At 45.2% G+C, this 13,967-nt stretch carries 8 protein-coding genes; 6 read left to right on the top strand and 2 right to left on the bottom strand.

The window, feature by feature from the left end:
- Window positions 1–70 precede the first annotated feature (70 nt).
- Window positions 71–2,284: a glycoside hydrolase family 3 N-terminal domain-containing protein gene (locus ABIN22_RS12275; protein WP_346908960.1), complete on the top strand. Its 2,214-nt coding sequence runs from the start codon at window positions 71–73 to the stop codon at window positions 2,282–2,284.
- A gap of 180 nt (window positions 2,285–2,464) precedes the next feature.
- Here ABIN22_RS12275 and ABIN22_RS12280 read toward each other — a convergent pair whose 3' ends face one another.
- On the bottom strand, window positions 2,465–3,403 hold the full coding sequence (locus ABIN22_RS12280) for a 3-isopropylmalate dehydrogenase (RefSeq protein ID WP_346908962.1): 939 nt from the start codon (window positions 3,401–3,403) through the stop codon (window positions 2,465–2,467).
- 543 nt (window positions 3,404–3,946) lie between these two features.
- Between ABIN22_RS12280 and ABIN22_RS12285 the strand changes: the two genes are divergently transcribed.
- From ABIN22_RS12285 to ABIN22_RS12295, 3 genes are all read left to right on the top strand, one after another.
- Window positions 3,947–5,332 carry an MFS transporter gene (locus ABIN22_RS12285; protein ID WP_346908964.1) on the top strand — a complete coding sequence of 462 codons (1,386 nt, stop codon included), beginning with the start codon at window positions 3,947–3,949 and terminating at the stop codon, window positions 5,330–5,332.
- A gap of 78 nt (window positions 5,333–5,410) precedes the next feature.
- On the top strand, window positions 5,411–6,955 hold the full coding sequence (locus tag ABIN22_RS12290) for a family 43 glycosylhydrolase (RefSeq protein ID WP_346908966.1): 1,545 nt from the start codon (window positions 5,411–5,413) through the stop codon (window positions 6,953–6,955).
- Window positions 6,956–7,089: 134 nt separating this feature from the next.
- Window positions 7,090–8,073 (top strand): NERD domain-containing protein, encoded by a 984-nt coding sequence (locus tag ABIN22_RS12295; RefSeq protein WP_118622326.1) that lies wholly within the window; start codon window positions 7,090–7,092, stop codon window positions 8,071–8,073.
- On the opposite strand, the gene ABIN22_RS12300 is transcribed toward ABIN22_RS12295, so the two are convergent.
- Window positions 8,070–9,188 carry an AraC family transcriptional regulator gene (locus ABIN22_RS12300; RefSeq protein ID WP_109732890.1) on the bottom strand — a complete coding sequence of 373 codons (1,119 nt, stop codon included), beginning with the start codon at window positions 9,186–9,188 and terminating at the stop codon, window positions 8,070–8,072. The genes ABIN22_RS12295 and ABIN22_RS12300 overlap by 4 nt on opposite strands.
- A 259-nt stretch (window positions 9,189–9,447) precedes the next feature.
- Between ABIN22_RS12300 and ABIN22_RS12305 the strand changes: the two genes are divergently transcribed.
- Complete coding sequence (locus ABIN22_RS12305; protein WP_346908969.1) at window positions 9,448–11,136, top strand: glycoside hydrolase family 3 protein; 1,689 nt, start codon at window positions 9,448–9,450, stop codon at window positions 11,134–11,136.
- Window positions 11,137–11,158: 22 nt separating this feature from the next.
- On the top strand, window positions 11,159–13,960 hold the full coding sequence (locus tag ABIN22_RS12310; protein WP_346908971.1) for an alpha-L-rhamnosidase: 2,802 nt from the start codon (window positions 11,159–11,161) through the stop codon (window positions 13,958–13,960).
- Window positions 13,961–13,967 lie beyond the last annotated feature (7 nt).

The following is a 13,967-nucleotide window of genomic DNA, read 5'->3' on the forward strand; positions in this document are numbered from 1 at the left end:
GTGCGCACCAGAAAGGTATGCACAGTAACGAATAGGAAACATGTGCCTGCAGGTTTCGGAGGTGTATTTAATGAAGAAAAATTATGATGAGAGAATCAAAAGCCTGATGTCTCAAATGACACTGGAAGAAAAAATCGGACAGCTCCGGCAGTGTGGTCCTTCTTTAGTCGGGGCTTTCGAGGTTAGTTTTGAAGAACTGCTGGATATGATGTTTGACGGGCGTATCAGTGAAGAGGAATTTGGCAGACTGATGAGTACTGCGGAACAGGATTTTCACGAAGATGACCTGAAAGCGGGCCGGATTGGATCCTATAATGGCGTAGGCGATGCGAAGACTGCAAACAGACTGCAGAAAATAGCCGTGGAAGAGACAAGACTTGGTATTCCCCTTTTGTTCGGGTATGATGTAATTCACGGTTTTCGCACAGTAACCCCGATCCCGCTGGCGGAAAGTTGTGCGTGGGACCCCGGGCTTTGGGAGCGGACGGCCAGAATGGCGGCCGAAGAAGCGACCTCCGGCGGTGTCCATATGACATTTGCCCCGATGGTGGACGTCGCAAGGGATGCACGCTGGGGACGCATCAGCGAGGGGGCAGGGGAAGACGTTTTTCTAAATTCTGCATATGGTACGGCCAAGGTTCGTGGATTTCAGGGGACAGACCTTGAAAAAACAAATTCGATGGCTGCCTGTGTAAAGCATTTTGCGGCATATGGGGCCGTGGAGGCGGGAAAAGACTATGGCCGTGTGGATATGTCCATGCAAAAGCTGTTCGAGGAATATCTTCCGCCGTATAAGGCGTGTGTGGATGCCGGGGCGCGGGCAATCATGCCGGCCTTTAATGACATAAACGGTGTGCCCTGTTCTGTAAATGGCTGGCTGCTGAAGCATGTGCTTCGCGAACAGTGGGGATTTGACGGGATGACCATCAGTGATGCCAACGCCATTGCAGAATGCGTGGAACATGGGATTGTCCCGGATAGAAAAACGGCTGCAAAGGCAGCCCTGGAAGCGGGCATGGAGATGGATATGACCTCAAATGTCTATGCCGGGGAGCTTCTAAAACTGGTGCAGGATTCTGAGACAGAAATTGAAACTGTAGACCGTGCCGTGGAACATATCCTCAGGGTGAAGTTTGAACTGGGACTGTTTGACAACCCATACCAGACGGATGAAGAGCGTGAAAAAAGTACATTATTGAAAACAGATCACAGAACGCTGGCAAAAGAGGCGGCAGTAAAGTCGATGGTGCTCCTCAAGAACGACTGCATGCCGGATAAGGATGGTACCCGGAGAAAATCTGATGCAGGACCGCTTCTTCCTCTTCAGAAAGGCACATGTCTCGGCATTTTCGGGGAACTGGCTGAAGACAAGAAAGAGATGACAGGCGCATGGGCCATTGGCTCCAATCCGGAGGATTGTGTCAGTATTCTGGAGGCATGCGAGCTAAGAGGGATTACATATAACTACAGCCGTGATGCTGAGAATATATCGGAAATGGCAGCGAAGTCAGATGTTTTCCTTGCCGTGCTTGGTGAAAAGAAAGATGAAAGTGGAGAAGCGGCCAGCAGGGCCGATATCACGCTGCCCGGAGAGCAGATTGCGCTTGTGGAAAAACTGCTGGCATCAGGAAAACCGGTGGTCGCGATACTGTTTAATGGCAGACCTCTGTCCATTCCGCATATTGCAGAAAAGGTCCCTGCGATTCTGGAAGCATGGCATCCCGGTACAGAAGCGGGCAGCGCAGTGCTGGATATCCTGTTTGGAGATGCGAATCCAAGTGGAAAGCTGACTGCGACGTTTCCATATGCGTCGGGACAGTGCCCGGTATATTACGCACATATTCAAACTGGACGGCCGGGTGGAAAATCAAAATTCACTTCCAAGTATATAGACACTCCCCTTGACCCGGTCTATCCCTTCGGATATGGACTCAGCTATACAAAATATGAATACAGCGGTCTGCAGGTGAGATGTGAGGAGTCTGCATTCAGAATCCATGTTAGCGTAAAAAATGTCGGGTGCCGGGACGGAGAAGAGATCGTGCAGTGCTATGTTCAGGATAAAACTGCAAAAAGAGTACGACCCATAAGGCAGCTGAAAGCGTTTGAGAAAGTTCTAATAGAGGCAGGAGAGACAAAATCGGTAGAATTCATCATACCATTTACAGAACTGGGATATTATGACTGGAACATGAACTATGTAATTGACCCGGGAGAGTTTGTATTCTATGCCGGCGGAGACTCAAACTGTTCCTTGTGTGAAAAAGCAGTACTACGGGTCTAAGAAAAAATCTTGTAACTGTTCAAAATCTTGAAAAGCTACAAAATATCCACATAAGATGAAAGCTTACTGTTGATATCTTATGTGGATAACTTGATGTAATGCCGGGTACGATGTGGACGCTTACCCGGTATCTTCATATTTAATTATGGTAAATGCAAAAAATAAATTATATGTTCCAAATCACTGCTCACAAGCCTGTCTGTAAACAGCATTTTTGCCCTGTACCTGCCGTATGTAATCCTGAATATCCGCTTTCTGAATGTGAAACTTCTGATGTAGTTTTTCACAGACGGTGGATTCCCCGTATCCGTCTTCAAGCAGAATTTCAACAAAAAGCAGGATATCATTGTGGGTAACTTCCTTGGTAACTTCTTTGGTAACTTCTTTGGTAACTTCTTTAGTAATTTCTTTAGCAATTTCCTTAGTAGCCTTTTCCAGATCATCAGCCCATAATTCATGCAGCGCTTCGCACATTGATCTCGCCTCCTCCATTGCCGCGGGGTTAGCCCGCACTATTAAATCCATAGCAGCCTGATAGAGTTTAGAATCTTTATGCTGCTCATAGTCTTCAAACAAAACATTCAGACTCTGGTCAGGCTGTAAGTCTGTACGCAGACTGCCCAGCCATCGGTTCTCTTCCGGGGATAATTCTTTTGATATTAAAATTTGTATTGGAAAGGGGTCACCCTCCAGATAATAAATTCCCGGGGCAGTCTTTCGGACTTCAAGTTTTCGAAAACGTGTAACTTCTTCCAGCATTTTACGCGGATACCTGCTGCAGACGAATGTTATAGTGATATCATCCTGTTTAATTGCATTCGTCTGCTCTGAATTGGACTTGTAAAAGCAGGCATAGCCATAAACCTTATAAAAATCATCAATATTCAGGGTGTCTTCCGGGCTTTTATATTCGAAGATATTATGTCCCTTTAATAATCGGCCCATATTCTTTTTCAACGGTTCAGAGCCGCTTTTTTTAATGACCAGTGCGTCAATCCGCATGGGCATCTTGTTTAATTCCAACTCGGAAAGAAAAATAAGACGGTCAGCCTCCTCTCCAAAGTCAATCTGCATGGCGGCAATAAATGCCGGGTGCCATTGCAGCCTTTTATCTGTCATGTATTACACCTCCATTATAGCATGTGAAAATGTACGGAGTATATCTGTTTGTAACTTAAAAAGAGCTTAAAAAGAGCGTATTACGGTATAAATGGATATGTACAGTGCTCTCTTTGCTATTGTCCACAGTCAGGCCTGTAAACTGTGGGTTCTGTTTCTAATACAGCTTTATTCAATTGTGAAATACAAATCTGGATTTTTTGACGAAAGTCAGAAAATAAAATATTCCGGAAATAAAGATTTGTATGGTCAGGATAGCATTGCCAGATAGTAATTTCAATGTGTTTATTGTTGAAAAATCAGTGTATATTGTTGATAATATAAAAAGATGAGAAATATGGATTCCTGTTCTTCAAAAGGCAACGAATTGAGGCTGTCAAAAGATATGTCGGGTTACGAATAAAAAAAGCCGGATGCAGAAAAGTGATATGAAAAAATGTCGGATTTGAGGTAATTTATAACATGGATTTATACACTGTGCTGCGCTAAACTATAACTATCTTGAACGAAGGTGAAAAAAGAACAGGAAAAGGAGAGAGAAAAATGGAAAACGAAATGACGGCAGGTGCTGCAGCAGTTCCGAAGAAAAATAAGGAAGTTACGACAGCATTTAAATGGTTCCATGCAACATCTGTTAACGGTGGGGCTATGTTAATTGCGGCAGTGATAGCAAGCTTTTTTTCAGTATATATGACTGATACCCTGAAGATTCCGGCAGCAGCTTGTTCGATGATTATGTTTGTTGCAACTTTATGGGATGCGATTAACGATCCGATGATGGGAGTGATCGCCGACAGGACACATACAAAATGGGGACGTTACAGACCTTACTTTATTGCTGCCCCCATATTGTTAACATTGTTTTCAACATTGCTTTGGATCGACTGGGGATTTTCAACAACAGGGAAAATTATTTATATTCTGGTTGTTTATGTTGGATATGGAATGACGGTCACGATGTATACAATGCCTCAGGTAGCGATTCTTCCTGCATGTGTTAAGAATAATCAGCAGAGAAACATGATCATTACGATGGGTGCCGGTGTCTGTGCATGTGCATTTACAATTGGAAATACATTTACACCTCAGATCACAGGGGTCTTCCAGGGGATTGGACTCAGCAACGGTTATGTACCGCTTATGCTTATTTGCGGTGTCTTCGCTTTCATATCCTTCTGGGGATTGTTTGGTACTTCAAAAGAGAGGTACTTGCAGCCGGTAGAAAAAGGAACTGCATTCAGAGATATGAAACTTGTTTTAAAGCATAAAGAGTTGTTTCCGAATATCATTGCATGGATCATGGCATCAATGGGATACGGTATGATGTTTTCTACCTCTGTTTACTACATGAAGTACTATTATATGAGGCCTGATCTGATTTCTGCTTACATGGGTGTTATTTCTATAGGCGCTCTGGTTTCTATGGTTGTTTTGATGCCTATTGTATTGAAGATTTGTAAAACCGGGCAAAAAGCATTAATCGTATCTCAGGTGGCTTCTATTATATGCTATGTAATTTTATTCTTCTTTGGAAAATCAAGCTTTACGTTTTTATGTGTAGTGACATTTATTTCATCCTGCTTCTCAGCAATGCAGAATGCACTTGTGAATGTACTGGTAAATGATTCAATTGATTACATACAGTATAAAGAAGGTTTATCGGCAAATGGCGTAATCTCTTCTATCAAGGGATTTGCCCAGAAATGCGGAAATACAGTAGTTAGTTCCGGCATATTGGCCGTTCTTTCAGCATCCGGATATATTGCAGAGGCAATCGGGGGACAGCCTGAATCTACAATGTTTGCATTGAATTTCCTGAAGTTCGGCGCACCGTCCCTGACGGGGATTATCCTGATCATCTGTGTATTCTTTAATCCGGTAGAAAAGTACAGTGCGGAAATTGAAGAGATGAAATCAAAAATGGAATAGTATAGTAAGATATAACCGGGCTCCCTGCTTATTGGGGAGTCCCGCTGTATATAGAATGATAAGCAGGGAGGGATTATAATGAAACAGGCAGCAGTCAATCCTTATCTTCCGTTCTGGGAAACAATTCCGGATGGAGAGCCGCATATATTTGGGGACCGGATTTATATTTACGGTAGCCATGATAAATTAAACGGAATTTCTTTCTGTGAGGATGATTATGTGTGCTGGAGTGCACCGGTAGATGATCTTGGAAACTGGCGATGTGAAGGAACTATCTATAAAAAGGAGCAGGACCCGATAAACGGGGCACCGTATGACGGGGGCATGCCTTTGTATGAGCCTTCCTTTACAGGGGAGAATACACGTTTTTTATATGCACCGGATGTGGCTCAGGGACCGGACGGAAGATATTATCTTTACTACGCCCTGGACACAGTTAATGTGATTTCTGTTGCAGTGTGTGATACCCCTGCCGGGACATATGAATTTCTGGATTATGTCAGGCGGGAGGACGGAAGTATTCCCACGGTCGGAAGATGGTTTGATCCGGCGATTCTGTGTGAAGAAAGTGGAAACTACCTGTATTATGGCTTCTGCCCGCCGGTGCGTTTTCCGGGGATGGAGGATGCAAATTACCCGGGGGCGATGATGGTGAGGCTGAAGGATGACATGCATACGATTATGAGTGAACCGGTCTGCGTGGCAAACGGGGTGGACACTGCGTCAGGTACTTCATATGAGGAAAATCCGTTTTTTGAGGCATCCAGTATCCGTAAAATAGGAAACTGGTACTATTTTGTTTATTCCAGTCTGCAGGGACACGAACTGTGTTATGGGATGTCTAAGAGTCCGGAGGGACCTTTTGCATTTAAGGGTGTCATTGTATCCAACGGCGATATAGGATATCAGGGAAACACGCTGCCGGTCAACTACACAGGAAACAATCATGGCGGATTGATAGAAATAAAGAAGGATATCAAAAATGTGTCGGGCGAAGAAATGGCCGGAAATGAGCAGGCTCGTGAGATCTATATTTTCTGGCACAGACATACACACGGAACAGCATTCAGCCGTCAGGGCTGCGCTGACCGGGTTCAGATTTTGGAGGATGGAACAATTCCGCAGGTTGAAATCACGAGCTGCGGCCTGAACGGTCAGGCACTTCCGTCTAAAGCATCCTACAGGACATATATTGCATGCCATCTGACGGAGGGAGACAGGACAAAGGTAGGGCAGGTCATAATGAGCATGCCGGGACAGCCCCTGCCTCCTCTCCCGGAAGAAATGCCTTATATCACAGAAGAACCGGACCGCAATGCGGAACATGGACTATACCCTTATATACACAATATGCGGGCAGGCGCTGCGGCGGGGTTCAAGTATTTCCGGTTCGACGGTAATGAGAAGTCTATACGGCTTACACTGCGGGGCAGAGGAGTCATGGAAGTCCTGCTGGATTCTTTGGAGGGGCAAAGAATTGCCGGGGTTCCAGTCGGCGGGCCAGAAAGCAGTGAAGCATGGACAGAAGTATCGGCGAACATGGAGAGGGTCGAAGGGGAGCATGCATTGTACTTCAGGGTAAAAGAGGGGAATTTGGATTTCGCGGAATTTAGAATACAATAGCATTAAAGATTGATAAAGGAAAAGGACCAGCACTTACGGCAGGTCCTTTTCTACTGCAATCATTTAGGTGTTTTTGCTATGATTATGTGTTAAAATAAAATAAATGTGGTGAAGTGCAGGGTGGGAGAGTACGGATGGGATTATTTGATACAATACGGGAACCAGTTTTTTTAAAAGAAAGTAGTTCTGCTGAAAAACAACTGGAGGCTTTGAATACTCTAAAACAGCAGGCATCAGGTAAATTACTGCAGAAGATTGAAGATGAAATTAAAATTGTTGAGGCAGGCATTTATGGTGAAAACCAGATTATGTTTGAACTTAAGAACAGTCACATGCCAATGGTGGTTTTGCATGATCTCTATTTTGAAAAAGATGGGTTCACTGCACAGATCGATTTTTTGATCGTTACAAGGAGCAGAACATTTATTGTTGAATGTAAAAATCTCATAGGCAATATTGAGATCGACAGCGGCGGGAATTTTGTGAGAACTCTGACTTATGGGAAGTTTTACAGAAAAGAGGGGGTATATTCACCGATTACGCAAAACCAGCGGCACATGGAAGTGATTAAAAAAATCCGTATGGAAGCGAAAGGGAATATGCTGACAAAAGCACTATTTGAGAAATATTTTCCAGAGAATTACCGCTCTATTGTTGTGCTGGCAAATTCCAAGACAGTTTTAAATGCAAAATATGCCAAAAAAGAAGTTAAAAACCAGGTTATCAGGGCAGACCAGTTGATATCATTTATCAGAAATGCCAATTCTGAAAGAGGCGCGGAAAGCTGCTCAGAAAAAGAAATGATGAAAACAGCGCAGTTTTTTCTTGAGAAAAGTACAGAGAACCCGATAGATTATGTGGCAAAATATAAAGAGGAGTTATTTGAAGAGACAGAATGTGAAGATCCGGGGAAAAGCGAAGAACCTACAGATGTGGAGCCTGTGGAAGCAGAGGAAGAACCTTGTACTGATGTTTTGTGTCCGCGATGCGGGGCGGTCATGGTAAAGCGCACTGCGGCAAAGGGGAAAAATGCAGGCAGGGAGTTTTACGGATGTTCCAGATTCCCGAAATGCAGAGGAATTGTGAATTTAGATGAAAAAGAAGGCTTCCGGTCCTAAGTAAAGGGCCGGAAGTCTTCTTTTTCCCCTGCGTGCACCTTCCGGTACTCCTGAGGTGACATATGGTAAGTCCCCCGGAACACCCGGGAAAAGTGGTCCGCGGAGTTATAACCGATCTGTTCGGCAATCTCGCTTATCTTCTGGTTTGTATTCGTCAGATAATCTACGGCGTCGGCCATCCGCAGTCTTTTGATCAGTTCTGTAAAGTTATGCCCCGTATTCTGCTTAATCAAAGTACAAAGGTGAGGTTCGCTGTAGTGGAACATTTCCGCTAGCGAGGACAGAGTCAGTGTCTGGTAATTATGCTGGATATACTGCAGTACGAGTGAAAAATCTGATCCCATCTGATAATTATAAAACTGAAGAGTTTTACTGTAATTTCTCAGTAGATTGGAGAATAGCAGGTTAATCCAGCTGATGCAGCAGGTATTGCTATAAACATCATTCTTGTAGCTCTCTCCCATAGCATTGCGCACGATGGTCTTGAGCCATGTATTATTTTCAGCAAAGAACAGGAGATAATTCGCGTGGGAATCATCCTGCAGAATCGTGCGGAAAAAGTAGGAAAGCAGGTCTTTTCTGGACATTAGTGAGAAAAAGGTTGTGTCAAACGTACTTTTTCTGAGCATGATACAGAACACCGTGGAATCATCGTCAATGACCAGGTCATGTTCCGAAGAAGGTGCGATAATACACAGCTCTCCTTCGCTGAGTACCCGGTTTGTTTTCTCAAACACAAAGGTGCAGGTTCCCTGTGCCACATAGTTAATCTCAAAATAGTTATGAGTATGTGTGGATGGCCTTGTATAACGGGGATGCCGGATGATAAAAGCATCCCTTGCCGTAGGGAAGATATCTGTCTCGGCAACCTTGAAATTCAGAGTCTGGCTGGGATTCAGAGTCAGTACCATAGAATCTACAACGCGGTTAAACTCATCATCTGTCATGCTTCCAAACAATTCACTCGAAGCAGGGGATTCAGGGGACGTTTCCAGAAGGAGCCCCTTTTTATATAAATAGTCGGACATCTCCGGGAACTGCATCCTGTTTCCGGTCCGCAGATAATAGTCTTTCATATGCTTCTGAAATTCCCCGTAGGTAATGTAATATGGCATGTCTGTCCCTCCTTTCCTGATTACCAAAAGTATAACAAATGCCGGATTTATATTCAACAAAATAAGCAGGGATATTCAGGAAATTAAATAAACCGTATATATGAAAATAGTTGTGGACATTCAAGAGGGTGACACAGTAACTGAAAATAAGTCGGATAATAAAAAAAATATTACATGGAGGTTATGGTGCGGGTACACTACAATAGTAAGTAGAAAAGGAAAAGAATACAAAATGTGTATCAAAAGGAGAAAAGAGAGCATGATCAGATATAAGGAAAAACCATTTTATTTAACAGACGAACAGGTGAAATGGGTGCATGATACATATGATTCCATGAGTTTTGACGAGCGGATCGGGCAGTTATTCTGCCCCATTGTCTTTACGAAAAATGAAAATGAATTAAAGGAATTAGTGGAAACGAAACATATCGGAGGTATGCTGTACAGAGAGGGGCCGGGAGAAGAGATCAGACAGGCCCATAAAGTGCTGCAGGACACATCGAAAATCCCGCTTTTGACAGCCTCCAACCTGGAGTATGGCGGAAATGGTTCGGCAATTGAGGGAACTTATTTTGGCAGGGAAATGCTTGTGGCGGCATCGGGGGATGAAAAAAAAGCGTACCAGCTCGGCAGGGTAAGCTGCAGTGAAGGAGCGGCAGTCGGCGTAAACTGGTCGTTTGCGCCAGTTGTAGACCTTGATTTCAATTACCACAACCCGATTACGAATGTCCGCACCTTTGGCTCGGATACGGAAACTGTCATAAAGATGGGGAAAGCATATCTGGAAGCGGCAAAAGAACAGGGAGTGGCAGCTTCTGTAAAGCATTTCCCGGGGGATGGGGTCGATGAGCGTGACCAGCATCTCGTGACAAGTGTCAACTCCCTTTCCTGCGCTGAATGGGATGAGACTTATGGAAAGATATACCGCGAAATGATAGAGGCAGGCACCCTGACAATCATGGCCGCACACATTGCCATGCCTGCATATGAGGAATATTTCGACGGAAAAAAACCGGCAAAAATAATTCCGGCCACATTGTCACCAAATCTGTTGAAACGTCTGCTGCGGGAAAAACTTGGTTTTAACGGACTGATCTCCACAGATGCGACCCCGATGACAGGCTTCTGTGCTGCATGCGACAGGGAGACAGCGATTCCGCTGAGCATCGAAAATGGATGCGATGTCATTCTGTTTAACAGGAACATGGAAGAGGACTTCCGTTTCATGCGCAGGGGATATGAAAAAGGAATTCTGTCAAAGGAGCGTCTCGAGGAGGCTGTAAAAAGAATACTTGCAGTAAAAGCATCAATGGGACTCATTGAAAAGCAGAAAAACAAAAACCTTGTACCCGGACCGGAAGCCCTGGAGATTCTGAACTGCGGATTACACGATACATGGGCGAAAGAATGTGCTGACAAGGGTGTGACACTTGTAAAGGATACGCAGAGTTTACTTCCGATCAGCCCGCAGAAACAGAAAAGAATCCTTCTGGAGATGATGGGGGACTTTCCGTCCAATGAAAGAGTCTGCTCGTCCTTCACGGAGAAGCTTGGGAGAGAAGGCTTTGAGGTTACGGTATATGAACCGGAAGGCTTCGAAGTCATGGAAGACTCAGTTACCGCTTTTAAAGAGAGGTACGATCTTGTTCTTTATATTGGTAATGTAGAGACCGCTTCCAACAAGACAGTATCCCGCCTGAACTGGCACACGATGTTTGGGCTTGGCAACAATATGCCGTGGATGGTACATGAGGTTCCGGTCATGTTTGTCAGCGTGGGAAATCCGTATCATCTTCTGGACGCGCCGATGATAAAGACGTATATCAACGGATACTGTAATTCAGAGTATGTCATCGAGTCAGTCGTTGAAAAGATACTGGGCAGAAGCAGCTTCAAAGGGGTATCACCTGTAGATGCTTTCTGCGGCAGGGAGGACTTAACATTTTAGTCGTTTTTGGGAGGAATGGAACATGAGAATTACGAATATAAGGATCAACGGGATCGACAATCCGGCTGGATTTCTCTATGAGAAGCTCATTTTTTCATGGAATGTCCGTGATACGGCAAGTAAAAGACAGACAAATGCAGTGATCGAGGTTAGTGACAGCAGAGACTTTAAAACGATACTCTGTAAAAAGGAGGGGCCGGATTTAAAGCAGGGCGGTGAAAGGCTGGATATGGACCTGAGGCCGCGGACAACTTATTTTTACCGTATTGCGGTAGAGGGCGATGTCAGGGACCGCGCGGTCAGTGATATTTGCACTTTTGAGACGGGGAAAATGGATGAGTGCTGGGATGCCGACTGGATCAGCACGGAAAAAGAGGATACCTTCCACTCTGTCATGACGAAATCCTTTTCCGTTTCCAAAAAGATACGCCGTGCCAGATTATATGCGGCCGGAGTGGGCTTGTTTGAGGCATATATAAATGGGAAGAAACTTGGGGAGGAATATCTGGCCCCCTACGTGAACAACTATGAGAAAAATATTCAGGTCATGACCTTCCCGCTCGATGGCATTCTGAGGGAAAACGGTGGGAATACGCTGGAACTGCTGCTTGGAAAGGGTTGGTACATGGGGACCTTCGGGCTGGAAATGCAGAAGGAAAACTACGGGGACCGCATGGCTGCGATTGCAGAGCTGCATCTGGAATACGAAGACGGGACGCACGAATGTATCTGTACGGACAAAAGCTGGAAATATTATGGCTCTGATATCGAGGAATCTGGCATTTATTTCGGGGAGATTCTGAACCGGATGCTGTGGGAGAAAAAGGAAAATCCACACCGTCCGGTACAGGTTTTGGAGCATCCGGAGAATGGGGAAGGGACAAGAAACCTTGCTAAGTCCCATCTGACGGACCGCATCAGCCTTAAGGTCCTGGCAAAGGAAAGAATCCCGGTGCAGGAGGTCCTTCGTACTCCGGCGGGGGAGACCGTGCTGGATATGGGGCAGAACTTCGCGGGATATCTCGAATTCAGGGCAGATTTCCTAAAAGGGACGAAGGTCGTGCTTGATTTTGGGGAAATCCTGCAGGGAGGTAATTTCTACAACAAAAATTACCGTGAGGCAAAATCACAGTTTGTTTACGTTTCCAACGGATGTAAAGAGACTGTGCGGGCACATTTTACTTTCTTTGGTTTCCGCTATGTGCGTGTGACGGGATGGCCGGGAGCATGTAAGAAAGAAGATTTTACAGGCCGGGTACTCTATTCAGATCTCCGCAGAATTGGTTATATCACTACTGGAAACGAGAAAATTAACCGATTATATAAAAACACAGTATGGGGATTGAAATCCAACTTTATCGATATGCCTACGGATTGTCCACAGAGAAGCGAGCGCCTCGGATGGACCGGAGATGCACAGGTTTTTGCGCCAACCGCAAGCTACCACATGGATACACGCGCCTTCTTCCATAAATTTGTGAAGGATTTGAGAGATGAGCAGCAATATCTGGAGGGCGGGGTTCCAAACTATCTGCCGAATATCGGGCACAAAGAGGATGTAGGAAGTGTATGGGGCGATATCGCCACATTTCTTCCCGATACGCTTTATACATACTATGGAAATCTGGATGAGATGGAGTACTGCTATCCCCTAATGAAAGACTGGGTAGATTATATTGACAGAAAAGATTCCATGAGGGGAAATAGGCAGTATCTGTTCAATTTCGGATTCCATTTCGGAGACTGGCTTGCGCTGGACGGTCCTACCGAATCCAGTTTCAAGGGAAGTACAGACGATGACTATATTGCATCCGTTTACTACTACCGCTCCGCGCAGATTGTGAGAAAGATGGCTCAGAGGCTGGGGAAACAGGAGGATTCAGAACATTACCTTGCATTGGAAGAAAAAATTAAACGGGCAGTTTTACATGAATTCTTTACACCCGGCGGGCGTCTGGCCGTGGATACGCAGGCGGCTTATGTCATTGCTCTGAAGTTCGGACTGTATGTTGACAGAGACAAAACGATAGAACAATTTAAAATACGGTTGAAAAAAGACTGCAACAAGATCAAATGCGGCTTCGTTGGTGCACCTCTACTGTGCACGGTTCTGGCTGAAGCGGGCATGTACGAAACCGCATATGACTTCTTGTTTCAGGAAGGTTTCCCCGGCTGGCTGTACAGCGTCGACCTCGGGGCGACTACAATCTGGGAACGGTGGAATTCGGTTTTACCGGATGGAACGATCAGTGATACGGGGATGAACTCTCTGAACCACTATGCGTATGGTTCCGTCATGGAATTTGTCTACGCATATGTGGCAGGAATCCGCCCGATGGAACCCGGTTTTAGGAAGGCTGTGATCGCACCGCATCCGGACATACGTCTGGGAAGTCTGGAATGCCTCTACGATTCTGTAAACGGCCTGTATGTCAGTAAGTGGAGCATTGAGGAAAACGGAACATTTAAGGTGCATATTGAGGTCCCATTCGGCTGTGAGGCCGAGGCCTGCCTGCCTGGATATCCCGGAGGAAAACAGCTTCTGGGAGCGGGAAGTTACGATTTTGCTTATCAGCCAGAGAAAGACTTGAGAAAGCCGTATCATAGCAAAACCACACTTTCCCGAATTGCGAGGGATGAAAAAGCGATGGAGGTACTTGGCAGATACGCGCCGGCAATCGCAGGAATGGCTGCATCCGGTGACCCGGAAATGGGGGCGAATACACTGGAAGATATTTCGAAGATGGGGTATCTGCCGTTTGAACCAGAACAGCTGAAAAAAGCCATTGAAGAGATCAGTGAACTAAAGGTGGTCGATAAATAATAGATAA

This window comes from Faecalicatena orotica (assembly GCF_905197545.1).
Classification (GTDB): Bacteria; Bacillota; Clostridia; order Lachnospirales; family Lachnospiraceae; genus Faecalicatena_A; species Faecalicatena_A orotica.

What these genes read in the sequence shown, in the direction of transcription:
- ABIN22_RS12275 (WP_346908960.1), top strand. Translation starts at nt 71, where the DNA reads ATGAAGAAAAATTATGATGAGAGAATCAAAAGCCTGATGTCTCAAATG.
- ABIN22_RS12280 (WP_346908962.1), bottom strand. Translation starts at nt 3,403, where the DNA reads ATGACAGATAAAAGGCTGCAATGGCACCCGGCATTTATTGCCGCCATG.
- ABIN22_RS12285 (WP_346908964.1), top strand. Translation starts at nt 3,947, where the DNA reads ATGGAAAACGAAATGACGGCAGGTGCTGCAGCAGTTCCGAAGAAAAAT.
- ABIN22_RS12290 (WP_346908966.1), top strand. Translation starts at nt 5,411, where the DNA reads ATGAAACAGGCAGCAGTCAATCCTTATCTTCCGTTCTGGGAAACAATT.
- ABIN22_RS12295 (WP_118622326.1), top strand. Translation starts at nt 7,090, where the DNA reads ATGGGATTATTTGATACAATACGGGAACCAGTTTTTTTAAAAGAAAGT.
- ABIN22_RS12300 (WP_109732890.1), bottom strand. Translation starts at nt 9,188, where the DNA reads ATGCCATATTACATTACCTACGGGGAATTTCAGAAGCATATGAAAGAC.
- ABIN22_RS12305 (WP_346908969.1), top strand. Translation starts at nt 9,448, where the DNA reads ATGATCAGATATAAGGAAAAACCATTTTATTTAACAGACGAACAGGTG.
- ABIN22_RS12310 (WP_346908971.1), top strand. Translation starts at nt 11,159, where the DNA reads ATGAGAATTACGAATATAAGGATCAACGGGATCGACAATCCGGCTGGA.